Origin of the sequence: Methylosinus sp. LW4, assembly GCF_000379125.1 — a bacterium.
Taxonomy (GTDB): domain Bacteria; phylum Pseudomonadota; class Alphaproteobacteria; order Rhizobiales; family Beijerinckiaceae; genus Methylosinus.
In genome coordinates, this window is record NZ_KB900626.1 from 60,690 (window position 1) to 85,879 (window position 25,190).

A 25,190-nucleotide genomic window follows, 5' to 3' on the forward strand; every position below is an offset into this window, starting at 1 on the left:
GGGACGAGCCCGTCCGCGCTCGCGAGGCGGCGCGCGGCGCGGCGGACAAACGGCGGAAACGCGGGGGCGTTCGCAGCGGCTCGATGCGCGGATTTGCGTCCGCGCCGGCGCCGGCCCATAGTCGACCGAGACATGTCGCGAGAGACATGTCGCGAGAAACTCGGCGCGAGAGGCGAGGGCGGATTGGCGGACGCGCGCGAGGAAACGCTCGAGGAGGAGAGCCTCGCCGAGGCCGCCCGCCGGCTGAAGGCGATCATCGTCGGCTCGCTGGGCAATCTCGTCGAATGGTATGATTTCTACGTCTACGTGACCGCGTTTTGATTATATATTATATTTCAATCAGTTATGACTCACGCGGGGAGCTGGACCCCCAAGAAAACCCCCAAAAATCCCCCCGACGCTCCGGTCTCGCCGACCACACATATAATATGGTGTCGGACTCCGCCGAGACGCAGCACGATCGCTCCCACGACCATAGAAGTGGAGAAGGAGGCGGAAGGTCGCCAATGACAGGTCCAGACTAATAAAGTATAGGTCGAGGCCAGATTTTATTGTATAATTTGATTCATCCTACCAATTAAAAGTGAGTCTAATGTCAGTAACAGTCACAGTTGAAACCGGCGCATCTATCTCAGGCGCTAACAGTTATATTGATTCAGCCCAAGCCGACGCCATCCTCGCGCTTGAGCCGTTGGACTTGTGCGCCTGGAAATCGCTCGACGCGGACACCAAGGCGCGTTTCATCATCGCCGCGACGCTCTGGCTAGACGATCACGTCACATGGTCCGGCAAGTCAAAGTCAACGACTCAGGCGCTCGGCTGGCCTCGAAAGAATGCCCGTGATCGTGAGCGCCGGCCTGTCGCCGACAACATCGTTCCATCGCAGGTCCGTCGCGCAACGGCGCTGATCGCTAATTACCTGCTATCGAATGACGACGCGGACCAAGCGGGCATCCGTCGCTTTCGCAGCGATACCTTCGAGATTGAATATCAGCAGGGGTGGTATAAGTCACCATGCCCCTCTTGGCTTAAGTTCGTCCTGTTTGGACTAGGCTCGCCGGGGAATGAACTAGGCTCAAAGAAGATTGTCCACTAGGCCGGACGACTATTGTATTTATGCAACAGTTGATAGAATCATTTTGAGCCGCGAGTTCAGATTTGTTTACTTTTTATACAATTTAATTTACTATTATGGACAGTTCGAAGGCCATACAGCGCCATCTAAACACCGTGTTTTGCCGAGCGCGTGTTTCTATGACAAGTGTGGCGGCGACCAATCGGGGATTGGCTCGTTTTGATCTATGAATCTTTCCTGTCATCAAGGCAATGGCAGGTCAAAGAATAGATCGGCTCAAACTAAGTTTCCGACCGCAGGCCATCTACTCCAAGCTAGGCGATCGGAACAGCGCGGCGAAGGACAGAGATTTTTTTTTGAGTCCTTCTGAGAGAGCCTTCGCCGCGCTTCCTCCTAATTCAGTTTCGCGCTGCCAATCTCATTCGCTGTCGGGGCTAATGGGAGCGGTCACACAAGCGCGGAAAGCCCGCCGTTGGGCCTGTATCAGGCAGGCCCGCCTCTTACTCCAAGGCGACGGCGGCAACTGGCACAGTCCCGAACCTGCGCGACGTTCAGTCCCTCGCGTCGCAAAGCAGGCGGGGCTGTGCCATCCCTCACCTGGATCACGGCCACACATGAACCAATTCGACGGCACCATTCTTTTGAACAAGAGCGAAATCGCGGCCACGCTCGGCGTGAGTCCGTTCCTTGTGCGCAAGCTCGTCACCTTGCCTGATTTCCCCCCTCCAATCGTGCTTCACCTTCGCCCGCTCTGGCGGCTCGACGACGTGCGCGCCTGGAAACAGAAGCGCTTCAACGCAAACGAAGCGGCGTGACCAATGACCGACCTTCAGACATCGCTATGCGTCACCGACGCCGGCTCTGACGACAACGCCACCATCCGACTTTTCACTTCGGGGGAGATGGCTTTTGCGCTTTGCCGCAACGTCAATTCATTCAGAGCGTTTCGCAAGTTTCATCCCGACTTTCCGCGTCGCGCCCTCTACCATGATGGGACGATGTTTTATGACGTTCGGAAAACGCGCGATTGGCTCGTTTCACGCGGCTTCGACATCAAATTTTTCGATTTGAGAGTCGCTCAGATTCTCACTCGCCCAGCTCCCCCGCGCGTGAGGCTTAAGAAGTGACTCCAGCACAAGGATTCGGCACGCCCGGAAATCCGGCTTTCACCGTGCGTAGTGGCGATACGCTGTCGCTCGCTGGCGTCGTCGCGCTCCCGGCCGGCAACTGGTCCGCCGTCGTCGCATTTCGCGCCGCCAATGCGCGCTATGTGATTCCGTCAACGCTGGTGCTTAGTGGCGCGAACGCATCGAATCCGTCCAAGAATGATTGGATTCTATCGCTAAACGAGACCTCTGCGAATACGGCGCTCTGGCCAGTCGCGTCGAGCATGTATGACTATTTCGTTTGCGCAGTGACCTTCTCTGACGATTCGAATCCTCCCGTAGTTCGCACGACGGATGATTTTTCGATTCTCGTTCAGCCGCGTCGAGTGTAATCCCATGGCTGATAAGATCACCATTCACTTCGAGGATACGCTCGCACTCCCGGCAATCGTTCTTTCGTCTCCCGATGGCAAGCGCCCCTTCAACGTGCGCGCCAATAGGCCGCCGGAAGACCTGTCAATCGCGGAATTCTTTCGTGGCCCGGCTGGCCCACAAGGCGAACCAGGAACCGGAAGCGCGATCGTATTGACTGCGGCGGCGATGATTCCAGGCCATCGGGCAATCATGCTTGACGCGAATGGACACGCCGCGCTCGCCGATACGTCATCACCTACGTTTGTCTTCGCTGGTATCTCGACGACTGGCGCAAACGCGGGCGGTCAAGTGAACGTCGCACAAAGCGGGCTCATCGAAGAGGCAACATGGTCATTCGAACCATTGTCGCCTGTGTTCATTTCAACCGATGGACTCTTGACGCAAACACCGCCCACCAACGGAATCAGTCAGATTATTGCAGTAGCGCAAAGCCCGACTTCTCTTTTGATTCTGCCACAAACACCGATCATCCTGAGTTAGTATATGGCCGCTGAATCCCACACAATCACACTCGCCGTTGACGCATCACAAGGCCGCCGCGAGCTTCAGTCTCTCACGCAGTCGATTCGCTCAGCAACTGAATCGTTGAAGCTACTAAACGGCTCAACGACCGGAGGCAGCGCATTTTCACAGATGGCGCGCAACCTCTCCGACACGTCGCGGGCCTTCTCCGAACTGAAGCGCCAGACATCCGGCGGCAGTGGCCTATCAAATCTCTCCCGCGAAATTTCGATGCTATCTCGCGGAATGCCTGTCGCCGCGCGTGAGATTGTCGCGCTGGCCTCCACACTTATGGTAAGTCGAAACGCCGTCGCATTGTTCGGCGGCGCGCTCGGCTCTGTTGCGCTTGCTGATTTCGCAAAGAGCGTTTCGACGACCGGCAATTCACTGCTCAGCTTCAAGATTGGAATCGATGCTGTCGCGACCTCTTCAAAGGAGTCCAGCGACGCGCTCGCGTTCATTCGTGATGCTGCTACTCGCATCGGCGCTCCATTGGACACAGCTACCGATGCGTTCAAGACTCTCTATGTGAACATGCGCTCACTCGGGCGCCCGGCAGAAGAGATCATGAAAGTTTTCTCGGGCTTTCAGACTGCCATGACTGCGTTGCACGTCTCGGCGCGCGATCAAGCGTTGTCATGGCGCGAGATCGCCGAAACCTACTCCCAAGGGGTAATACATACGAGACAGGCCATCCTTTCGCTTGGCTCTCATGTCCCTGGTATGGCCGCCTTGCTTCAAGAGTCCCTCGGCGTCAACGGCGGCAAGCTGCATGAAATGTTCAAGAATGGCGGCCTGCCCTTGGAGACATGGACGAAGGCCGCCGACATCCTGTCACAGCGTTACGGCGCACAGCTACCTGAAGCGTTCCGACATTCGCAGCAGCAACTTGTCGCGCTGTCCAATGAAATGGAAAAGCTACGTCAAATCTCATTCGATAGCGGATTCGATTCCGGCCTCACGACTCTCTTGAAGAGTCTACGTTCGGCCTTCGGCTCTATCGACGGAGCCGACTCCATCGGTAAGGCAATCGGCGAAGGCTTCCGTATCGCCTTCGTGTCAGCATCGATGCTGCTCGACAAGATCGTCCAGCTAAAGGAACCAATCGTCGCGATCGGTGGCGCAATCCTCGGATGGAATGTCGCGGTCGCAACAATTCGCCTCGCTGCTGGTGCCGTCGCATTGCTCTTCACCCCGCTCGGCCTCGCTGCTGCGGGAGCAATCACACTCGCGTCGAGTTGGGATTCTCTGAAGAGCGTGTTCTCTGGTTCCGATACCGACTTCAACGCCGGAGCTGAAGCGATCAAGCGCCTTACTGGCGGATGGATCGACCTTCACGGCGCAATCAAGGGCGCAATCGTCGCATGGGAATTCGCCAAGGACTTGCTCGCGGGGAAGGGCATTGACGCTTCACGCGTCCTTGCTACGCAGGCCGGCAACGCTTTCGATGCTGGACAATACGGCAAGAAGTCCGGCACCTCGTTTGCCGACTCCTTCGTCGAGGGCGCATCGACTCTTTTCAGTAAGCTCGACGACCTCGCCGGCAAGCACCTACCAGGACGCGACTTGGCAAAGTCGCTGCGTGAAGAATGGACGCAGCTTTATAAGGATTCAGCGCCGAGCGATTTTCATGGCGGCGGCGACTACGCAAGCAATGCAGCTCGCTATGCGAAGCCGGACCTCTCGCTCAGTGAGGCACTGACGAAGACGTTCGAAAAACTTCAGCCGACCATCGCCGCACTGAAGGAATATAAGACTCAGCTCGACTCCATTGCGCAGATGAAGGGCAAGCTCGATCCGCTGGGCCACATCATCGATGATGCTGCTGTAAAGCGACTGAAGGAAGCAGCTCGCTCCGATGCGTTCGAGAGCGCGTTTCCGATGGCGTCAAAGATTCAGGATCACCTCGACGAATTGAAGGCCACTGCCGACTTGCTCGGAAACAAGAGCAGCAAGTCCGACCTTCAGGTTGAGAAGGAAGTCCTTCGCGAAGTGAACGCACTGAAGCGAAAGGGCGTCGAGATTCGTGATGATGAAGTCGACGCTCTGCGCGCCATCCTGTCGATTGAGAAGGAGCTTGCCAAGGGAGGATCAAACGGCCTCACGCAATGGGCAAATTCCCAGAAGTCCGCCATCGATGCGATGAATGACAACATCAAGAGCGGCCTCGATTCACTGGCAGATGGAATCGCCAAGGTGGCGACCGAAGGCAAGGGGAAGTTCAAGAACCTCGGCGAGGCCATCCGCTCCGAATTCCGCGACATTACCAAGAGCATCGCATCGAACTTTCTGAAGGCCGGAATTCGAGACCTCATGGCGCAGGGTATCAAGGGCCTGAACCTCGACTCGTCCCTCTCCACCTCACTTACCAAAGCCATCAACGGCGGACAGTCGATTGTCGACCGCGCCAATGGGAAGCTCGACGACGCCCTGAAGAATGTTGCCGAGGCGAATATCAGCGCGGGCGTCGTCAATCTGACGGCTTCCGGGATCAATGGAATCGGCGGCACGTCTGGCCCCGACACCTTCCGTCCTAACGGCACAAACCCTCTGGCAGCGGGAGGCGTCGAGCCAAAGAAGTCCTCTAACGTCGCCGAACAAATCGGCGTGAAGCCTCTTGCCGACTCTGGCGCACTCCGCATGCTGGACGGTGTGTCTAAAATGTCGACACGTCCCGGAACCGACATGATCCACGTCAATGCCCAGTTGAAGGACATCATTGACAACGCATCGAAGTCACTTCCTGAAGGCTGGCGCGCGCAATTCGTCTCCGGCTTCCGCCATACGGGTGCGATCAATCCGAACAGCCTGCATGATCGCGGACTCGCGACTGACGTTCAGCTCTTTGACGACAAGGGAAAGGCGCTCCCGAACTACCAGAACGCTGGCACCTTCCGCGACTATGAAAAATTCGCTCAGGCGGCGAAGCGCTACCAGACAGATCGTTATCCCGAACTGAACGACAAGTTCGCGTGGGGTGGCTATTACGGCGGGCGTGGTGGTCGCGCGCTCGGTTACGGCGGCGCGGACTTGATGCACTTCGATCTAGGCGGCAAGCGTGGTCGAATGGGTAATTGGGATGATGGATTGACGGCGGGGCGTGGTCTCTATGACACGACGGATAAGCCATCGGTCGGAATGCGCAAACTGACGGAAGGTCGTTCAGCGTTCGATGAAGAGAGCGCGCTAGAGCGTCAGATGCGCGAACAGCGCGAACGTGAGAAGGCGAATCGGTCGGGTCCAGATTCGTCTTCAGCGGACATCGGCCGCCAGAGCAACAGCACGGCAAACGACCTCGCCGGCCTCGGCACTTCGATTGCCAAGCTCGGCGCTTCGGGCAAGGCGACGGCTCCGGCTATCGTCAATGTCGCCGAGTCAGTCCTGAAGCTCCTCTCTAACCTTGCGTCGAGCGGCGGGAGTGGCGGAGGATCGGGCGGGCTGCTCTCTGGTGCTGCTGGCCTTATTGGCGGCCTGTTCTCAGAAGGCGGCTACTCTGGTAGCCCGGTCTCGACGACCTCACTCCCGGCGAGCTTCTGGGCTGGCGCGCCGAGATTCGCCGAAGGTGGCACGACCCTACCGGGCGGCGGAATGCCTGCGGTTCTTCACCAGAATGAAGCTGTCGTGCCATTGTCCCGTGGCCGAGAGATTCCTGTCGATATCCGTGGCGGCGGTGATGGCGGTGACACTCACATTCACAACACAGTGAAAATGAACATCACGCCGAAGGACGCGGACAGCTTCCGCCGTTCGCATGGCCAGATTGCATCGGCTTGGCACAAGGAGGCCGCGCGCCTGCATGCTCGCAACAACTAACGGGATGCAGCCTCCGTCGTTGATCCTAAACTAATGCGTTCATTTGCGTATAATAGCGATTGACTCGATTCGATGCAGCGCCGGTCGCTTGTCGTGGAAATGGTCACTGAGGGAGTTTGACGGTGAACGAAATTACAACGACCGAATCCAGCGTTATCGAGTTTATTTCTAAAAATGGTGGACTAATTACCGCCGCAGTCACCGTAATGTCTGCGATATTAGCTATGTCGTTTCTATTTTCATTTCTATCCATATTTGACTGGAACTTAATTTGGTTCGTTGAATACCAGGATATTGTTAAATTTAGCTTGATAGCGTTCGCGTTGATGTCTGGATCAATATATACATTCTTTCAAATATTAAATCATATTTATAATTATACTGAAGAAAAGTTTAGTCAAAAAAGATGGCTTCCTCTTGCGATTTATGGCGGAATTTTCTTTATTAAGTTTCTTATTGATATGTGGAATGATTTTTATGGACCGAATGTTGCAGAAACGGAATATCACATTTTTGGGCTAGTTAGTGCGGTATTCATAATAATAATCTGCTACAGAATTACTGACATAAGCGAATTAATTAAGAAAAATTCACTAAACATCAAGAGAGTATTGTCTGAGTTCGTGATTCTTATAATGGTAGCTGGAACATTTGGCTGGACATACGGACTTAAAATTCGTGGCGAGCAGACGAGTGGCCACAAATTGCTAATAAAGCAAGGCGATGATCGTATCGTATATGATCATGCGACCCTGATTCTTGTTACATCTCATCACTCTATTTTTAAAGTTGACGATGATATAATTACAGTGCAATCTGGTGATATTATACAGTTTACGTCGCGGCGAGTCCGGTAATTTTTATAGTGATACTAGGTTTTGTCGAACTTTGATCGGCAACAGTTTCTTAACTCTACCATCTTGCGCAACTACAGTTCGATACTGGAATGCAACAGCTGAAACCAGCTCATCCCCGAGTCTGCGCTTTCTAGTATAAGAGCTCATACTATTCAAAATGCAGTCAATTGTAATTCGATCGGCGTCTTTCATCAATTGGAAAGGTATTGTTCTCCCCTCGTCAAAATCAAAGACGCGTCCATACCCAGAATTGGCGTCGAAGCCGCCGACGCTAAATAGTTTTGCGTGTATTTCTGTGTCAACTTCCGAATAGTTTATGTAGTCCTTTGTTGCGCTGTCGAACTCAACAATGTTATTTCCATTTCTTTGGAGGGAAATTCGTCTTGCTCCATAGCCCACTGAACGGTGGGCGTCGCGCAACGCAGGCTCAACAGCATCGACAAGTGCTTCTACATCACCAAAAGGCAACTGCTCGGAGTTCTCTAGCTTTTTGATCGACCCTAATGCACCTTGTCCAACCGCTCGCCGACTGACACTCGCAATCAAATCCGGTATCAAGGTTGCCATTGCAACAATAAGCCCCCCATACACCATCGCTTCTGGTCTTGAAGCGATCTCAAAGACGGTCTCAAAACTCCCAGGTCTTTGCGCAATAATGTTCAATTCGAAGCCGACTGGGTTGAAGTCTCTGCGCCTCACCCTGCCTTCGGCTAAATAATTTGTAACTATAAGCATAGTTCGGGAAATGCCATAAAGGCTTTTAGCAGCTTCATAGGCCGGAAGCTTATGCTTATTGGCGATGTCGCCGGTAAATTTCGCAACAATCAGTTCAGGCAAGATGCGCCTCCGACGATCTTGTTGCGGCGCAACACTGTAGCTGCCCGCGAATCGTATGAACGACATCTAGCATGATGAATCGAAATTGACGACGCTCTGGGGCAGTGGCGTGGTGGACAAAAGGCCACGACGCCCCGACCATCTCAGCCAAGTAGCCAAGATGGTCGAGCTTTATGAGTGACGCACTTCAATGGCACTGAAGACGCGTTAATTCAGTTGTTTTTCCTGGTGCCAGCGCGCGCGGTCGGCGGTGTGCGCAGGTCCGGCAAAATTATTCCAGGCGTTCCATCCGCTGTCCTCGCACACTTCCACGCCGAAACGCTCGATAAGCAACATGCCGAGGACGTAGCGGGTTTCGGTGTCGCATCCGCCGGTGTGCTCTTCGATCGCGTCGAGCATGGTGTGACGGGTCGCGCGTTCGTCGAGGCCACGGGCGAGCGCTCCATTGAAAGCTTCGTTCAGCGCATCGGCTGCTGCTTTGGAATTCTCATAGGTCGGCTCTTCGTCCTCGGGGTCATTGTCGGGGCCTAGCCACCAGTCATGGGCAGACAGATCGATGCAATCGAAGATGATGCGCTTTGGCGGGAACATCGGCGTCGGTGACGTGCCATCTTCGAAGGGAAGGATAGTCGGGCCGAACTCGGCGAGTGGACCCCAGCAATCCGTATCCCATAAGTCAACGGCGGCGATGACCGACTCGAATTCCTTCACGCCGAACGCTCCGAAGCGCGCGCGGTAAACCTCACGATCGATGTAGAGGTTTTCAACCGCGTCATAGACGACGGTTCCGCATTCGAGCCACGTGTGGCGCACATAGAAATCGTGTTCGCGATTGCTCCCGCGCCAATATCCTTCGATGAGATTCCACCACTCCGCGCCGTCGTCGAGGAAGGACTCCAGGATCGTGCGTTGCGTGAGTTCATAGGGGTGGCGCTTGCGCTTGTCTTCGCGAACGATCTTCAGCGGATAATGGGCGACGACTTCCAGGACTGTGCGCTTTTCGGCCTGCGCGCCGCGAGCGGCATCTTCGGCCTTCCAGAGCTTCACGCGCAAGGCGTCGAGCGCTTCATGGTTGAGGGCGAACACCTCGGCGAAATTGTCGGGCGTGAGGCGAGCGCCAGAGAGATTTGAGAGTCCGGCGAGTGTCGGGGCCAGATCGGCGAGGCGTTGTTCAATGTGCTCGAATTCCCCGAGCGGCGGTTCAATCACTGGGGTGGTGAGTTCCGCGTGCATTTTTACTCCTATCGATATGCGTTACGAAGACACGGCCATACGACACCATACTTTTGATAGCTACACAAGTCCAAAAATAGGTTATGATTCCTAACATCCAATGCAACAATTATATGAGAAAGAACAAAATAGAACGCGTGTCAGAAAATGTCCGTGTCCGTCGGTGTCAGAAATTCTCAAAAGTGCGTTATGACTCAATATGCTGACAAATATAGTGTCGGATTTTGAGCCGTTGTGACGTTTTGTTTGACGTAATTTGCGTTTCATGTGAATATCAGGTGGTCCTCTGAGAATGGAGATTGCGTTGAACAGCAAACAGGAAACACAGAGCAGTCGATTGATGACCGACGTGGAAGGAGCTGTGAAGTTCCGCATGTCGTTGCCTACGTTCCGCCGCCGCGTGAAGGAAGGCGGCTTTCTAACGCCAATCAAAATCGGTCGGCGCGTCTACTACGACGAGGCCGAAGCTGAACTCTTGATTCAAAAAGCCCGCGCCAGCGCGGCGTAAACGACAGAAAGGTAATGTATGTCAGAAGATAAGCGTAACCGCGCGCATATTATTGGGCGCGAGCTTGTAAGTGAGTATCCGGCTTTCGCGAACGTGCCACAGGCCGAACGTGAACGCCTCGCCGAGTATTGGGCGGTAGATTCATTCATCGATGAATTTGGCGTCTTGCGTTCCGTCACTGGCACGCCGTTGAAGGACTCGCTGCGCTACGCGCTGGAGCAGAAGGCCGAAGCGATTGGCGCGCCCAACGCGAAGACGCCAGCAGCAGCAGACAAGCGCCATTCGATCGGCATCACTGACTCGGATATCGCAGCCATCAAGGACCCGCAGCGCCGACTCGAAGTGCTGGGCGAGGTTGAGGGCGGCTGTCGCGTGGTGCCGAGCTGGCAGCGTGGCCCGGCACGTCCCGTGACGATCGGCGAGATCACCTCACGCACGGGTCTTACGGCGGAACAGTTCGCGAAGCTCGACCCCACCCGCAAACTCGAAATCGAGAATGAAGTGAAACACCTTCGTGAGGCGGAGGGCGCGCGATGACTGACATCAATCAAGTCCAGCAGGCCGAGTCGATCGTTGAAATCGATTTGATCCACCACAGTGGATTGAGTCCCGAACGCTGGCGCGCGCTGAATGATGAGCAGAAGGCCGAGCGAGTGCGCGCCTTTCTCGCGGACGGGTCTCCGAGCGCCGAAGCAGCACAAGGGAGACGACGCAAGTGAGCGACTCCCTCATTCGCCCGAAGCTCAATTCTGAATTTGGAATGCTCGGAACGTGGGGCGGCGGTAAGCGCCGCCCTGCTGATCCTGGCACCAATCGACAACAGCCGGCGCGCCGTTCGCGCGCTAGTGCCGGCCCTCGTTTTGGTGATCCAGGCGAAGCGCAATCACATGAGGAGCGCCTTACGAAAATGATTGGAGACATCGCGTAACATGAGTGGATACGTCTTATTTGAATCGGCGGCCCGCGCCGTTAGCGACACGCCATCTTTTTTCACTCTCAACATCGACAATGATCCGAACGTGCAAAACCCCGCGCAAGCATGGTCTGTGCGCGTGTGGTCGAACGTCGGGATTCACATCAACGTCGATGGTCAGTCTGCCACCACAGATGACTACCCGGTTGCAGCCGGTCGACACGGTGAAGAGCTGCACGTTCGAGCTGGTGCTGTCTTCAGCGTCATCAAGCAGGATGGCGAGGCCGATGGTCGTGTGTGGATAACTCGCGTGAAGAAGGGAACCACGCGATGACGAACATTGAAACATTCCGAAATCTGTTTCCGACAATAATGCAGTTGGTCGACGCGTCGGGGAACCATCAAGTCGAGATCATCCCCAAGACGAGAGCAATCGGCATCCCAGACATCGACAGCTACGCATCGGCGTGGGTCTGTTTTAGACACAAAGCAGGCATTACATTTAACGCAATATGGTGCCTCAATCACGATGAAATGTTTCACACCCATTATCCCAAATATCGCTTGGCTGCTGGTGATGATGATCCAGAAAATCAAGAATGGCTGAAAAATCTGGAGCGTCGACTCCAGCGCGGGGAGGAGCGCATAGCCAACGAATGACACACGCGCTTCATCGGCGCGCATATTGAAAACTGAGTAGGAGTAAAACAGTGTCGAGTGATTTGATAAGCGCCGTCGTGGCGCAATTGAAGGACGCGAATGAGTCACAGGTTGCCGAAGCCATCAAGAAGGCCGAGGCCGCAGCGCTCGCGGAATTTGTGACACAGAAGCTAAAGCCCGTCGTCGAGATTATCGTCCCGGAATTTCTCGGACGCAACGCCAGCCCGACCAATGCAGCCTATCCGGCGATCGTTCAGGCGAGCGCGCTGCTGATCGTGGGAAAGCTGATCGGCGACGCCATCCGAGAGACCGGCGGCGCGACGGTCGAGGCGCTGAAGGAGATCGAGTCGGCGGTAATGACGACCGTTTGAAAATAAAAAAGCCGCGAGGGGAGTCAGCTCCTCGCGACTTGGAAGTTTGATTCTCAACCACCGCGCGAAAGTGATGCGCGACAACGAAAGTAGTATAACTTATGTCTGCGTCCGAGTTCAATGAAAATGTGCTTTCGACCAATGAAAATATGGGGAATCGTGATCCTGAAATGGTGATCGCCCCGGATGTTTCGACCGAGGAGTCGAAGGCCGAGGCATCAACCGATGACGGGAACACGGATGCGCTACCTGAGTATCCATACACATTGAACGATGCGCAGATTCTCGGTCCTATTTCTGAGCACGTCGCGAGCATTTCGCTGCGTCTCGGCTGTGGTAAAAATCGCCAGGACAAGCGTTGGCCAGCCAACCAAGCGCTCAAAGATTATTATGATTTAATTGTTGGACTCTCGCATCACCGCGTTGGCCCAAAGGACGGCGCTGCGTTCATTCAAGGCACGGCGATCGGCAACGAACGTCGCGTGCCAGCGATCGATGCGCTCTATGTCATGGGGCTCGACATTGATTCCGGCATTTTTCCGCAGAGCGTGGTCGAGAAACTGACCCGCCTGGGCTTGTCTGCCATCATCTACACGACCCACAGCCACATGAAGGGCGACACCTTCCTGCTGGAAAGCTCCTTCAACCAGTTCTGCAATAAGCATCGCCTGGATCAGGAGATGACGGTCGAGCTGGTGCGTCAGTTCCTGGTGGAAGAGCGCCATTGGGAGCAGTGGATCGCGGACACCGTGGAAGTCGGTGATGTCGCCCAGACTGCTGAAGGCAAGGGCTGGTGGCTGAGCCATGACCCGATGCCAAAGTTCCGCGTTGTGTTCCCGCTCAACGAGCCGTTCGTCATCGCCAAGCAGATGATGTCGCAGCTTGATGCGATCAAGCTCTGGAAGGCGAAGATCATCGGTCTAGCGAAATCGCTGGAGCTGCCGATCGACGAGGCATGTCTCGATCCGTCTCGCCTGTTCTATCTTCCTCGGCACGATAAAGGTCGTCCGTTCGGTATCTGGGTCACTGGCGGTGATGCGCTTGATTTCCAGGCGATCCAGGAAGGGAAGGTAAGAGGTCGAGACCAGACTCCGGTATCCAACGATGTGTGGTCGCGCGCTGCTGCGGACCTCGCAGCCAAGGGAGACAACGCACTCGTTGTCGACGGGAACTTCTCGCTGAAGCGCTGGGCTCGTGAGGTCGCTGCCGACTTCGATATCGCCACGATGTTTCGAACCGCTGCGCCAGATAAGGTTCGCACGGACCAGAACACATCGAAGGTCACGGTCGAATGTCCGTTCGATCACTATCACTCGACAGCCGGCGACATCGAGGACCAGGGCTGCTTCGTGCAGTCACCGTCACCTGAGATCGGCATCAACACCTTCGTGTTCTCCTGCTCACACAATTCGTGTAAGGACCGCGACCGTCTTGAGTTCGTCGCCGAGGCGGTGAACCAGGGTTGGTTCACTCGCGACGATCTGAGCAATCCTGATTTCCGCATGAGCCTCGCCGAAGTGGAAAAGGAATTCTTCGACGTTGCGAAGCTGCTCGATGAAGCTGTCGAGGCGGTCAAGGAGGTTGACCGTAAGGACCTTCGCGCTGTTCAGAAGGCAGTCGAGGAACAGATCGCAATCCTCGTCAACGCCGATGCGGCGCGCTGCGACATCACCATGTTCCTCGAAAATTTGAAGACTCTGCGGCTGGTATCCGCTGCTTTCGCCAAGGACTTGGTTGCCACTGCGACGAAGAAGGCGAAGGCTAAGAAGGCCAAGGAATCCGCCCGTCCGTCTGATGGCGGAGCGCAGATGCTGTTCGGGTCGGAGGAGGAAGGAGTCGCAGCGCTCAACCAGTTCGCTGCAATTGTCGCACTTCCTGGCAAGACGCGCATCGTCATTGAGCAGCCGCAGGAAAGCGGTAAGCAGATCAAGCCGAACTTGATGGACCCGAGCAGTGCGCGCACATTGCTCGCCCATTATTCCTATATCGACAGTGATGGAAACGAACAGCCTTTGTTCGATAAGTGGATTCGACATCATAGGGCTCGCCGTTATCTCTCGGCGACGTTTGATCCAACCGGCAAGGCGACCAATGAGTATAATTTCTGGAAGGGATTCGACATCGATCCGAATCTCAAGGCACGTTGGGACCTTATGAAGCGTCACGTCCTGCTTTATATCTGCGGCGGTAATCCTGCTCACGCGATTTGGTATTTGTCCTGGCTCGCACAGTCACTCCAGGAGCCGACGAAGCTGATGGGAACTTCACTTCTGATCAAGGCCAATGAAGGCATGGGCAAGAGCACCATGGGCGGCGTGCTCCGCACGATCCTCGGAACGCACTTCTCCAGCATCGCACAACGCGAACAGCTCACAGGAAAGTTTAATAAGCACCTTGCGAATAAGCTCCATATCTTTGCCGAGGAAGCCACATGGTCGAAGGATCATGAAGCCGCGTCTGTCCTCAAGGATATGATCACAAACCCGCGCATGAATCTGGAGGGTAAGGGCTTCGACATCGAAACCGATTATCCGAACTATGCGCGTCTCACCTTCTTGACCAATGAGGATTATGCCATCCCGGCTACTAGCGAGTCGCGACGCTTCATGTGTTTGATTATGATCGAACCGGGTGTGTTGGATTCTCCCGAACACAAGGCTTACTTCGACGCGCTCTATGCAGAGATCGATGCAGGCGCTGCGGCCGGGATGTTCGACTTCCTGCTCCAGTATGATCACACTCGCGTGGACCTTCGGCGACCTCCCAAGACGGCGCTGTTTCGTCAGCAGGTCGCTGCGAATCTCAATCCAAGCGAAGAATGGTTCGTGGGGTGCGTCGAGGCTGGGGCTTTTTATGACAGCCAATATGCGCCAGCCACGATGACCGGCGACTGGGCAAAGGAGTCGGTGTTCGTCGATGCCACACAGGTCTTTGCGAGCTACGCGTCAAAGGTCCGCGGCTATCGAGGTCAACGCGGATCAGACACGGCCTGCGGCACATTCTTGAAGAAGCTTTCAGGCGTGAAGCGGGTCGGCAGTCAGTTTCAGTTCCCGTCGAAGGCCGAACTGGAGGAGTGGCTCATCGGCAAGGGATGGATGCAGCCGAGCGTAAGCGCTCCGCCGCAGCGTTGGGACGGAGATTGGGCTATCGTGGATAGCCTCCCTGATCCTGTAATGGACGCACTGCCGGACGACGACCCTGCTCGCAAGTTCTACGACGCCGGTCGTGAGATGGAGATCGAAGCGACGCTCGTCATGGTCTTTGAGGATGATGATCCGGCCGAGGACCGAGCACTCACCGTCTGACGGTAAACGGGTGATCATGCGCCCAGGGTGGAAATACTGCTCTGGGCGTGACCTTTGTGTCCTCCACACACCTTGCCGTGGGCCTTTCCAGACCTTCAAACACCTTCAAATAAAGATCCCCCTACATAACTAGTTGAACCATAAGGGTGTTTGCCACCTTTGCCACCTTTGGACCTTGAATCGGCAGTTCTTAGAGGGATGGAAGCATTTCGACATTCTTCCTGGGCGTGGGAGGCGGCACCGTTTTCAGTGATCACCATGATCATTACTTCAAAAGACCTCTTAGATTTAAAAAAAGGTGGCAAAGGTGGCAAAGGTGGTAAAATGAACTTGGAATCAAGCAGTTATGAGAGGGGACCTTTGAAAAAAGGTCAGGAAAGGTCCGGCGAAAGGTTTTGAAGGTCGGGAACAGGGGACTGTCCCCGTCCAGTTCTTCAGCCGCACCGGGCGGGTCCAGGTCGTGCGAGGGCGGGTCCAGGTCGCTGGTAAGTCGCCAGTCGGTTCCAGATCGGTCGCTAGTCGGTCAGCCTCCGCCGCTGCTGCGCGCCAGAGGTCGGCAAGCGTTGATCGGTTCGGCGTCATGTCCAGAGGTCCAGTCTCCCGCCTCAGTGATCGCCGCCAATCACCGCGAAGAGCGAAACGACAATCACGGCGAAGACGATCGGGTGTCGGGTGGCGAATGCCCACATTGCGCTAATCCCTGCATGAAATCCGGGCGGTCAATCGGTCGGCATCGCCAGCCCAGATTCCGAATAGATCATGGAAAAATGTCACTTTGAATCTTTCTATAACAAGATGACCGCCGATTCTGCCGATCGGCCCGACACCTACCTGAAAGGGTAGTAATATCCCAACTGGTGGCGTCCATACGAGGGGTGGGTTAGCGCCAGAGTCTATATCTAGTCTATCTCTGGCCTCGACCTACTATATCTAGCATCGACCCTCGCTTTTTCACAGCTCGCCGGCCTCTCCCGGTAGGGCAGGGGAGGGGACTTACCGCCGCTCCCACCTGTCGCCCGCTCCACGCCGTCTAGCCCGCCACACCGACCACGCCGGTTGAGGCGTCAGAAAAGGCTCAATAACTGACGCTGAACGGAATCAATGGGTTAGAACTGGTCGAGACCAGAATTAGCTAAGTTATTGATATCATTGATGATTGCTCCGCGTATAACCTTTATTATGGAACCTAGAGCTGAAGCGTGGCGAAGTGGTCACGGTCGAGTTCAGAAAGTCAAGGGGCTACTGACTACGCGACGCGATTCCCCCAAGAAAATCTCCCGGAAAGGTTAACGGGCCCCAAAAGCCGTCCCTACCCCTGGGTAGGCGAGGGGGCGCATCCAGCGCCATGAATCTAAACCTAAACATCGCTTGAAGGTCACGCCTCGTCGCCGCCATCATCGTCGAACTCTCTGACGCGCCGGCCTTCCTTCAGCGGGTCTACCTGTTGCAGCCATTCATTCATCACGACCGTTTGCGCCGTCCCGTATCCATCATGAACGCCACGCCCCTTGGTCGCGTGACCGACGATTCTGTCTTCGACAGGCTCCGGCGTCCTGACAGTGCGCAGGCAATCGATGAACGTATGACGGCAGCTATACGGAACGATTCGTGAGTCCGTCAGACCTACCTTGACTCTGAGCAGGTGCAAGAGCCGCTTTCGCATGTTCGGATAGAACCGCCCGCGCTTATCGGCCTTCAACGTCGAGAACAGAAGCTTCTGTGCCTTCCTGGCCTTCACGAAATCAAGGAATCCATCCTCGATAAGAGTCCGATGGATCGGCACGTCACGCTCAGCGTTCGCCGTCTTGATCTTTTGGTGTGGGAGCGCGTCGTTAATCTGGACGCATGGAATCCCCACTATCTCGACAATGTTGTCCGGCACCAGTTGGGCCAGCTCTTCAGGCCGAGCGCCCGTCCACAGCATCAAGCGCGTGAACCAGTAGAGGTCGAGCTTCTTGTGATTGTTCAACGGCAGCTTGTCGCACTCCGCCAAGATCGATTTGACCTGATCGATGGAGAACGTGAGTCGCTTCTTTTTCCGGGCGACTCTGAACTTGACCTTCTCCGCCACCCACTCAATCTCAATCGCAGGATTCCTCGGGCTGTAACCCTCGCTCTTGGCGAATTTGCAGATGGTTTTGAACGCGCCGTAATGCTTCTTCGCTGTGGAGGCTTCCCACCTCCCTTCGCCCTGCTCATTCTTGACGTTCGCCGCCATGTGGTCGCGGAACTTGCGCACCATGGCCTCGGTAATCTGTGACATCACCACATCGCCATGCAGCGCAACAAACACCTTCGCCGGTTCCATGTATTGGCTCTTATTGAAGAGTCGCGCGGCCTTCTTTTCGGCAATCGCCAACACGGTCGCAGTCTCTTCGACAGGCGGTAGATTCTCCATCGCGACGGCGAGCGCCGAGCCGGCCTTGATCGGATTCAGTCGACTCACTTTTTCGACTAACGGGGCCTCTCTGGACAGGTGCCGCCGGATCGACTCGGCGCGGGCCTCCATCGTTTCGACCTCGGTTCGCGCCCAGTCTGAGTCTGGAATTTCATCCGCAGGGCCATCAACAGCCGCCCACTCACGCACGTCCTGCGCTCTGCTGGCGAGCTTATCGGCCTCTCGGGATCGATCCTCTAGGAAGCGTAAGAAGCCATCCACACCGCCCGCGCTATCGATCCTCTCCCGCTCTGGCCCTGACAGGTTCAGCACGCCCCGCGCCGCCTCTATCTGCGCATCATGTTGCGCCTTCAGCCGTCGAGCCGGTTCCGCAGCCTCCCACATGTTCGTGGTCTTCAGAGATTTCGACCATCGTTTGCGCTTCAAGATCGCCTGCACATCCTCCGGCACATCGCGGCGATAGTGATAGACATCCGACCCGACTCGCTCGACGTAAGGGATGTGATACTTCGTCATTTTCCAATGGTCCTAAAAGCAAGACCCCCAACGAATACCCCCAAAAATCCACCAACGCCAGCCATCCAACTAGCTGAATTATAAAAGAATCTGTTGCTTGGTTAGCGACTCGGTCATTCCTACGTCTATTCGGCGTTCTCGCTCTATTTCGCCAATAGCTTCTTTCCGGGCGAGGATCCGGTCGCGCAAATGCTGTCCAGCGCCGGCGTCTTCGCGCTCGGCTTCTTCATGCGGCCGATCGGCGGCGCGCTGTTCGGCGAGATCGGCGATCGTTTCGGGCGTCGGCGCGCGCTGACGCTGTCCGTTCTCTTGATGTGCCTCGGCTCGCTCATCGTCGCCGCCACGCCCGGCTATGCCACGATAGGCGAGGCGGCGCCGGCGCTGCTCCTCTTCGCGCGCCTGCTGCAAGGGCTCAGCCTCGGCGGCGAATATGGCTCCTCCGCCGCCTATCTCTGCGAGATGGCGTCCTCGCGCCGGCGCGGATTCTATTCCAGCTTTCAATATGTCACGCTCATCGGCGGACAGTTGACGGCGCTTTTGGTGCTGCTCGTCCTGCAAAATCTCGTCTTCACGCCGGAGGAATTGCGCGCCTATGGCTGGCGCATCCCCTTCGCCATAGGCGCCGCGCTGGCGCTGTTCGCGCTCGTCATGCGGCGCGATCTCGAGGAGACGCGGGCCTTCGCTTCCGAGGCCTCGCCGCGGCGGCGCAGCTCCTTGCGCGCGCTCCTATCCTATCCGCGCGAGGCGGCGACGGTGGTGGGGCTGACCATGGGCGGCACGCTCGCCTTCTATGTCTACACCACCTACATTCAGAAATTCCTGAAGCTTTCCGCCGGGCTGAGCGATGCGCAGACGACATGGATCAGCGCCGGCTCGCTCGTCTTCGCCATGGCGCTGCAGCCGGCCTATGGCGCTCTGTCCGATCGCGTGGGACGGCGTCCGCTGCTCATCGGCTTCGGCGTGCTCGGGACGCTCTTCACCGCGCCGCTGATGACGGCGATCCAGACCGCGCGCGGTCCCTGGACAGCCTTCGCGCTGGTGCTGGCGGGCTGGCTCATCGTCGGCGCCTATACGTCGATCAATGCGCTGGTGAAGGCGGAGCTGTTCCCGGCCTCGGTGCGCGTGACCGGCGTCGCCGTGCCTTACGCCGTCGCCGTATCCTTCTTCGGCGGCACGGCCGAATATGTCGCGCTCTGGTTCAAGAGCGAGGGGCGCGAGAGCTGGTTCTATTATTATGTCAGCGCGGCGATCTTCTGCTCGCTGATCGTCTATGCGCGCATGCCGGAAACGCGCTCCGCCTCGCGTATCGACGCCGATGTCGAGCGAGCCTGAAGGCTCGCGGTCCCGAGAGCGTTTCGGACCGCGAGCCTTCAGGCTCGCATCGCATCGATCGCCCAAAAGCGTATCAGGCGGCGGCGCCGCCGGCGAGCCGCGGCGCGAAGGGCGAGGCGCCCGCCGGCAGGGCGAGGCCCGCCGCCTCGCGAATGGCCTGCACCGGCGTGCGCGAGAAGGATTCGACGCAGAGCGCGATCTTCGATGTCGAGGCGCCGGCGAGCAGCGAGGCGAGGCCGGCGCGGTCGAGCGGCGCCTCGTCCCAATAGGCGACGGCGAGGCTCTGCGGGACGATCTCATGCGCCGCCATCAGCCGCGGCGAATGGCGCACGAACTGCCCATAGAGCAGATATTCGGAGAAGGCGCGCGTCCGGCACAGCGCCAGGAACCAGTCGACCCCGGTGGCGTCCTCTATCGCGCGCGTCATGGCGCGCACGGCGTCCTTGTCCCAGACGATGAGATTGCCGATGTGATCGTCCGCCGGAAAGCTGCTCGGCGGCAGGCCGAGCAAACGGTCGCCATTGGCGATCCATTTGGCGTGCAGCGGCGCGTCGGCGGCGATGGCGCCATGCGCGATATAGAGCGGCGAGCGCGCGCCGCCGGCATAGGCGCCGATGTCGAAGCGGCGGATGATGACATTGTCGGAATCGACGATGCAGAAGCGCTGCTCCGGCAATTGCAGCACGGCGGCGATCTTCAGCATTTGCTGAATGTGCCAGCCATGCACCGGCCGCGAGCGGAAGGACCACCACACGCGCCGTCCGTTGCGCATCAGAAAGGGCGGCACCAGGCGCAGCCAGCGCGGCAGAAAGCGCGAGCAGGGCAGAATGACGCGGCGCGGGCCGGCGAATTCCGCGAACAGCTCCATATCGTCGTCATTGACGATGACATAGTGCCGCTCATAGCCGGTGAGGCGGCGGTCGATGCTCTCGCAGAGCAGAGCGAAGCGCTCGCGGTCGGCGCGATGGGTGGGCGTGATGAGCGCGATCGGTCGTTCCATAGGCGTTCCCCTAATGACATTGGAGCAGGCCGCCGCCGTGCCAAATTGGGACAGTCTCCCGGTTTCACATGGGAGATCGCAAAGCCCGGGCCGGTCAGCCGCGAATCTTGAATTCGGCGAGAAAGCGAAGGCCGAAGAGGGCGAAGAGCATGCCGATCCACCCCGGATTGGCGCGATCGAAGAAGAAGCTCTCGAGCGAGTTGAGATAGAGGCTGAACATCCAAATCTGCAGGAAAAGCAATGACACCGCCGGCTCGTCGCCGCGCGCGCAGACGCGGCGGACGTCGCGCGCCGGCTGCACGATCAGCGCCGCGAAGGCGAAGGCCAGACCCGGCAGGCCCATGGCGAGCACTGTGTCGAGATAGCCATTATGGGCATGGGCGGCGTTGCCGGCCCAGATCGTCGTGTCCTCGCCGCCGAAGCGCAGCGCCGCAGTGGCCCAGAATCCGCCGAGCCCATGTCCGAAGATCGGCGTCTCGGCGGCTTTGGGAATGGCGAAGGTCCAAATATCGGTTCGGCCGGTGAAGGAGGCGTCCAGCGGCAGCGATGCGGCGATGGCGCCGAACTGCGGGACGAGGATGGAGCCTATGCCGAAGAAATTCAGCAGCGCCAGCGGCGAGAAGACGATGATCGACCACAGCACGACATTGCGCGTGCGCTCGGCGAGCAGAGAGAGGAGGATCGTCGTGATGCAGATGGCGGTCGAGCTCTTGCCGCCCGAGCAGAGCACGAAGAGGAGCGAAAGCGCGAAGATCGCCCAGCCCTCGACCGTGCGCCCGGCGCGCAGCACGAAAATGCCGATGAATGTCAGCATGGAGAAGACGGCGCTGGCGACATTCTTATGGCCGAACACGCCGCGCCAATCGCCGGCGAGCTGCGGCTCGCCGATGTCGGTCGCCTGATGGATCGTGTAATGCGGCAGGAAGACCAGGCCGAAATAGGAGAGGCCGACGATGATGAGCGCGACGATGCTCAACAGCTTGGCGAGATCGTCGCGGCCGCGCGGCAAGAGGAAGAGCGAGAGGCAGCAGGTTCCGACGCAGCCGAACATCACCACGCGCTTCAGCGAGTTGGAGATTTCGTGCGAGGTGACGAGCGTCACGCCGATCCAGCCGGCGAGCGCGATATTGGTGGGCGTGGCGAGCGCGGCGAGCGCCGGCCGATCGGTCCGCCAAATATAGAAGAAGGCCGTCGCCGCCATCAGGCCGAAGGCGGCGTAGAGCTGAATGTCGCGGCCTTCCGCCAGCTCGAGCGTCTCCGGCGACGCGAGATCGGCGAAAGGCGAGAAGGTGATCCAGCCGACGAGCAGAATGGCGCAGAACAGGATTCCGCGGCCGTCGATCTCGTCCAGCCCCCCGGCCGAGGAGGCGCTCGTATCCGTCATGAGGAATAGCGATAGGGCTGCGGCATCGCGCCGACCGAGGCCAGCAGCCGGCCGATCGCTATGCCGATGGGATGGGTGGCGGCGAGCGGATGCTTGGACTCTCGCAACATGCGCAGCGCGCGTTGCAGAGAGACCGGGCCGAGCGCCAAATTCTTGGCGATGAGCAGCAGGCGCTGGCGCAGGCTGCGCGCCGCGAGGCGGTCTATGCTGTAATTGATCGCGCCCGTGGCGAGGCTGCGGCGCAGCACCCAGCCGAGCGCGAGCCGCCCGGGCGTCACCTGCTCATAGATTTGCGCCTCCTGGCGCCAGAAGAATTTGAAGCCGGCGCGACGGCAGCGGGTGAAGAACTCCGTGTCGCCGCCGCCGAGAAAATTGAATCTCGGATCGAGCGAGGGCTCCGCGAGTCCGTCGAACACCTCGCGCCGCAGCAGGCAATTGCCGGTGCCATAGATGATCGGCACCGGGCCGGTCTCGCCGAAGGCGGGCCAGAACACCGGATGATCGCGGTAGGCGGGCTTGGCCTCCGCCGGGAAGATCGGCGTCACCGGGCCGCCGACGATATCGGCGCCCTCGCGCGCGCTGGCGACCATCTCCTCCAGCCATTGCGGCTCGGCGCGCTCGTCGTCGTCGATCATCAGGAAATATTCGGCTGCGGGAAAGCGCTCCTGCGCGAGGCGAAAGGCCGCGTTGATCGCGTGGACATTGCCTTGGCGCGGCTCCACCGCGGCGACGCCGGCGAGGCGCCCGTCGCGGAAGAAGGATTGCGCCACCTCGAGGCCGACGGGCGCCGACGCGTCATTGTCCACGACGACGACGGCGAAGGCGACCTGCGTCGCCTGCGCCACGATCGACTCGAGCGTCGTCCTGAGCATCTCGGGACGGCGGAAGGTCGGAATGCAGACGACCGCCTCGAAGCGAGCGGCGTCGGCGATGGGGTCGAGGGGTCGTCGAGTGCTTTGTGTCATTCCAGATTCATCATCAGGGTGAGGGCGCCGAGCGTCGCCGTGGTCGGAGCGCCCGCCGTCGCTCTGCGGTCGTCGCGGCCGGCTTCGGCGTCGTGGTCGGCCGCCTGGAGAAAAAAACGCATCTTCTCCAGCACCGCCTCTCGCGAGAGCGCCGAGGAGAGCGCGTGATCGGCGCCATCGATGACGTCGATCTCGACATTGGGGAGATTGCGCAGGAAGCGCGCGTCGGGGCCGAAGCAGACGTTCATCTCTTCTCTGCCGACGTCATGGTCGCCGTGCAGCATGAGAATGCGGACGCCGCGCGCCGCCAGCTTGGAGAAATTGGCCCGCGCCTCGCGCGCCTTGCCATGCGCGAGGCCGAGCCGTTGCGTCAGCGCTTCGGCAAAAGCCGACGCCTTGCGACGCAGGAGCGCCGATGCGATGTCGGCGAGCTTGCCGAGCGAGACTTCGCCCGTGGCGACGCGCGCCCAGGCGCGGGCGCTCATCGCCTTGGCGACATAAGTATGCGTCGCCGCAAAGCCCATCTCGAGCAGCTTGTCGCGATCCTCGCCGTCGATGCGGCCGAAGATCTGGAGATTGGCGAGCGCGAGCGCCTGCACGCGCTCATCGGCCAGCGCCGCGTAGAGCGCCAGGGCCGCGCCGCTGCACACGCCATAGATCGTCACATTCTCGAGGCCGCGCATCTCGAGAAAATCCAGCGCCGCCGAAACATCTTCGGCGCGCTCCATGCGATAGAGCGCCCCGCGCGGCCCTTCCGCGAGCACGGCGGAATCGCCTATGCCGAGCGTGTCCATGCGCAGCGAGGCGAAGCCGAGGCGCGTCAGCGCGCGCGCGAAATCGACAGTGGAGCGGCCGCAGCCGATGTGATGATTGGCGCCGGTGTCGAGCATCAGCACGGTCATCTTGGGCTTGCCGCGCGGCAGGCACAGCACGCCGGCGAGCTGTCGGCGCTCGCCGAAGACGACGCCGCGCTCGATGAAATGCTCTGTGGCGAGCGCGCCTTGCGGCGGCTGCGCGATCAGCGCCGGGCCGGCGCCCGCGCTGGCGAAGGCGACGACGGCGTCGAGATCCGCGAGCGGCGGCGCCGCCGGCATGGGCGCCGGCGTCAGCGCGCGATAATCGAGAAGCTCGCGCGTCTCGACAGCGGCGCCGAGCGATTGCAGACGTTGCAGATAGTCGGGCGCGGGCGTCGCCGCCGGATCGTGCAGCACCAGAACGCGCTCGGCCGGCGCCGTCTCGAGCCGGGTGAGATCGATGCGCTTGATGGCGGCGGCCATGGGCGCAGTGATGGTGAAGCCCTCGAGGCGTATGTCGTCGCCGGCCGTCGCCGCGGCCACGCTCGCCTCCGGCGTGGCGCCGCTCGCCGCCAGCACGCGCGCCATCATCTTGAGCTCGCGCAGATAGGAGGAGCCCTTGACCACCGGCGCGATCTGCACGAGGCGCTCGACGCCGCCGATCTCCGCCGCGAGCGCCGCGCCGAGACGCAGGCCGACCAGCGCCACCTCGCGCACGCCGACCGCCTCGCGCATCCAGCGCACGGCGGCGCGGATCTGCTCGCGCCAGGCGTCGACGATCGCCGGATCGGCGGGATCGCCCAAGGAATCGCCCTCGCCCGGATAATCGAAACGTAGAGTGGGAAGGCCGGCGGCCGCCAGACGATCGGCGAGCACGCGCCAGGACTGATGCGCGCAAAGACCTTCATAGCCGATGGACGCGCACATGACGACGCCGCGGTCGCCATCCGCATGATGCAGCCATCCGAAGCTTTCGCCGATCGCCACAGGCGTGGAATTCATGTCCTCGACTCGCTCACGCTCACGCATAATCACACCATGCTCGTTTTAAGATTTTGTGCCTGGAGCCGCGATCTGTTCTCGAGCTCAGGCTTTCGATTCGGTTCATATCGGCGCAAAAGGCGCCTGCCGGCCATAAAGAAGAAGAAACCATGCCAGCGCGCATCGCGCCGCCGCTGGCACGAATC

At 58.6% G+C, this 25,190-nt stretch carries 23 protein-coding genes and 1 pseudogene; 17 read left to right on the forward strand and 7 right to left on the reverse strand.

Features of this window, described 5'->3' with window-relative positions; genetic code table 11:
• Window positions 1-183 precede the first annotated feature (183 nt).
• The 8 genes from METLW4_RS0100270 to METLW4_RS27460 all read left to right on the forward strand — a co-directional run bounded on the left by METLW4_RS0100270 (window position 184) and on the right by METLW4_RS27460 (window position 7,787).
• Entirely contained in the window at window positions 184-321 is a 138-nt protein-coding gene (locus METLW4_RS0100270) for a hypothetical protein (RefSeq protein ID WP_157234702.1), read from the forward strand.
• A gap of 271 nt (window positions 322-592) precedes the next feature.
• The gene (locus METLW4_RS0100275; RefSeq protein ID WP_157234704.1) at window positions 593-1,096 is read left to right on the forward strand and encodes a DnaT-like ssDNA-binding protein; all 504 of its coding nucleotides are present in this window, start codon (window positions 593-595) and stop codon (window positions 1,094-1,096) included.
• A 593-nt stretch (window positions 1,097-1,689) separates the two neighbouring features.
• Complete coding sequence (locus METLW4_RS0100280; protein ID WP_018264195.1) at window positions 1,690-1,890, forward strand: helix-turn-helix transcriptional regulator; 201 nt, start codon at window positions 1,690-1,692, stop codon at window positions 1,888-1,890.
• 3 nt (window positions 1,891-1,893) lie between these two features.
• On the forward strand, window positions 1,894-2,202 hold the full coding sequence (locus METLW4_RS0100285) for a hypothetical protein (protein WP_018264196.1): 309 nt from the start codon (window positions 1,894-1,896) through the stop codon (window positions 2,200-2,202).
• The gene (locus METLW4_RS0100290; RefSeq protein ID WP_018264197.1) at window positions 2,199-2,573 is read left to right on the forward strand and encodes a hypothetical protein; all 375 of its coding nucleotides are present in this window, start codon (window positions 2,199-2,201) and stop codon (window positions 2,571-2,573) included. The genes METLW4_RS0100285 and METLW4_RS0100290 overlap by 4 nt, the downstream gene beginning before the upstream one ends.
• Before the next feature lie 4 nt (window positions 2,574-2,577).
• Window positions 2,578-3,096 carry a hypothetical protein gene (locus METLW4_RS27455; protein WP_157234706.1) on the forward strand — a complete coding sequence of 173 codons (519 nt, stop codon included), beginning with the start codon at window positions 2,578-2,580 and terminating at the stop codon, window positions 3,094-3,096.
• Window positions 3,097-3,099: 3 nt separating this feature from the next.
• A complete protein-coding gene (locus METLW4_RS0100300) occupies window positions 3,100-6,930 on the forward strand; it encodes a tape measure protein (protein ID WP_083919163.1) in 3,831 nt (1,276 codons plus the stop codon).
• 122 nt (window positions 6,931-7,052) lie between these two features.
• Window positions 7,053-7,787 carry a hypothetical protein gene (locus tag METLW4_RS27460; protein WP_157234708.1) on the forward strand — a complete coding sequence of 245 codons (735 nt, stop codon included), beginning with the start codon at window positions 7,053-7,055 and terminating at the stop codon, window positions 7,785-7,787.
• A 3-nt stretch (window positions 7,788-7,790) separates the two neighbouring features.
• Here the strand turns inward: METLW4_RS27460 and METLW4_RS27465 are convergent, their stop codons facing one another.
• The gene (locus METLW4_RS27465; protein ID WP_157234710.1) at window positions 7,791-8,624 is read right to left on the reverse strand and encodes a DUF7946 domain-containing protein; all 834 of its coding nucleotides are present in this window, start codon (window positions 8,622-8,624) and stop codon (window positions 7,791-7,793) included.
• A 207-nt stretch (window positions 8,625-8,831) separates the two neighbouring features.
• Window positions 8,832-9,857: a hypothetical protein gene (locus METLW4_RS0100305; protein ID WP_157234712.1), complete on the reverse strand. Its 1,026-nt coding sequence runs from the start codon at window positions 9,855-9,857 to the stop codon at window positions 8,832-8,834.
• A gap of 304 nt (window positions 9,858-10,161) precedes the next feature.
• On the opposite strand from METLW4_RS0100305, the gene METLW4_RS27470 reads away from it, so the two are divergent.
• The 8 genes from METLW4_RS27470 to METLW4_RS27485 all read left to right on the forward strand — a co-directional run bounded on the left by METLW4_RS27470 (window position 10,162) and on the right by METLW4_RS27485 (window position 16,013).
• Entirely contained in the window at window positions 10,162-10,365 is a 204-nt protein-coding gene (locus tag METLW4_RS27470) for a helix-turn-helix transcriptional regulator (RefSeq protein ID WP_157234714.1), read from the forward strand.
• Window positions 10,366-10,383: 18 nt separating this feature from the next.
• Window positions 10,384-10,902 carry a hypothetical protein gene (locus tag METLW4_RS0100315; RefSeq protein ID WP_018264202.1) on the forward strand — a complete coding sequence of 173 codons (519 nt, stop codon included), beginning with the start codon at window positions 10,384-10,386 and terminating at the stop codon, window positions 10,900-10,902.
• The gene (locus METLW4_RS0100320) at window positions 10,899-11,084 is read left to right on the forward strand and encodes a hypothetical protein (protein ID WP_018264203.1); all 186 of its coding nucleotides are present in this window, start codon (window positions 10,899-10,901) and stop codon (window positions 11,082-11,084) included. The genes METLW4_RS0100315 and METLW4_RS0100320 overlap by 4 nt, the downstream gene beginning before the upstream one ends.
• Before the next feature lie 210 nt (window positions 11,085-11,294).
• Window positions 11,295-11,612 (forward strand): hypothetical protein, encoded by a 318-nt coding sequence (locus tag METLW4_RS27475; RefSeq protein WP_157234716.1) that lies wholly within the window; start codon window positions 11,295-11,297, stop codon window positions 11,610-11,612.
• A complete protein-coding gene (locus METLW4_RS27480) occupies window positions 11,609-11,938 on the forward strand; it encodes a hypothetical protein (RefSeq protein ID WP_018264204.1) in 330 nt (109 codons plus the stop codon). Before METLW4_RS27475 ends, METLW4_RS27480 begins: the two co-directional genes overlap by 4 nt.
• Before the next feature lie 77 nt (window positions 11,939-12,015).
• Window positions 12,016-12,309 (forward strand): hypothetical protein, encoded by a 294-nt coding sequence (locus METLW4_RS0100325; protein WP_157234718.1) that lies wholly within the window; start codon window positions 12,016-12,018, stop codon window positions 12,307-12,309.
• A gap of 101 nt (window positions 12,310-12,410) precedes the next feature.
• Window positions 12,411-15,614 carry a primase-helicase family protein gene (locus tag METLW4_RS0100330; RefSeq protein WP_026191129.1) on the forward strand — a complete coding sequence of 1,068 codons (3,204 nt, stop codon included), beginning with the start codon at window positions 12,411-12,413 and terminating at the stop codon, window positions 15,612-15,614.
• Window positions 15,615-15,863: 249 nt separating this feature from the next.
• Window positions 15,864-16,013 carry a hypothetical protein gene (locus METLW4_RS27485; RefSeq protein ID WP_157234720.1) on the forward strand — a complete coding sequence of 50 codons (150 nt, stop codon included), beginning with the start codon at window positions 15,864-15,866 and terminating at the stop codon, window positions 16,011-16,013.
• Window positions 16,014-16,989: 976 nt separating this feature from the next.
• Here the strand turns inward: METLW4_RS27485 and METLW4_RS0100340 are convergent.
• Window positions 16,990-18,528: a site-specific integrase gene (locus tag METLW4_RS0100340; RefSeq protein WP_157234722.1), complete on the reverse strand. Its 1,539-nt coding sequence runs from the start codon at window positions 18,526-18,528 to the stop codon at window positions 16,990-16,992.
• A gap of 120 nt (window positions 18,529-18,648) precedes the next feature.
• On the opposite strand from METLW4_RS0100340, the pseudogene METLW4_RS23510 reads away from it, so the two are divergent.
• Window positions 18,649-19,860, forward strand: a pseudogene (locus tag METLW4_RS23510) (MFS transporter); the annotation flags it as partial.
• A gap of 73 nt (window positions 19,861-19,933) precedes the next feature.
• Here METLW4_RS23510 and METLW4_RS0100355 read toward each other — a convergent pair.
• From METLW4_RS0100355 to METLW4_RS0100370, 4 genes are all read right to left on the reverse strand, one after another.
• A complete protein-coding gene (locus METLW4_RS0100355) occupies window positions 19,934-20,860 on the reverse strand; it encodes a DUF6492 family protein (RefSeq protein WP_018264209.1) in 927 nt (308 codons plus the stop codon).
• 94 nt (window positions 20,861-20,954) lie between these two features.
• Window positions 20,955-22,244, reverse strand: a complete 1,290-nt coding sequence (locus METLW4_RS0100360; RefSeq protein ID WP_018264210.1) for an O-antigen ligase family protein — start codon at window positions 22,242-22,244, stop codon at window positions 20,955-20,957.
• A complete protein-coding gene (locus METLW4_RS0100365) occupies window positions 22,241-23,209 on the reverse strand; it encodes a glycosyltransferase family 2 protein (protein ID WP_018264211.1) in 969 nt (322 codons plus the stop codon). Before METLW4_RS0100365 ends, METLW4_RS0100360 begins: the two co-directional genes overlap by 4 nt.
• On the reverse strand, window positions 23,206-25,005 hold the full coding sequence (locus METLW4_RS0100370) for a hypothetical protein (protein WP_018264212.1): 1,800 nt from the start codon (window positions 25,003-25,005) through the stop codon (window positions 23,206-23,208). The genes METLW4_RS0100365 and METLW4_RS0100370 overlap by 4 nt, the downstream gene beginning before the upstream one ends.
• Between the last annotated feature and the right edge of the window lie 185 nt (window positions 25,006-25,190).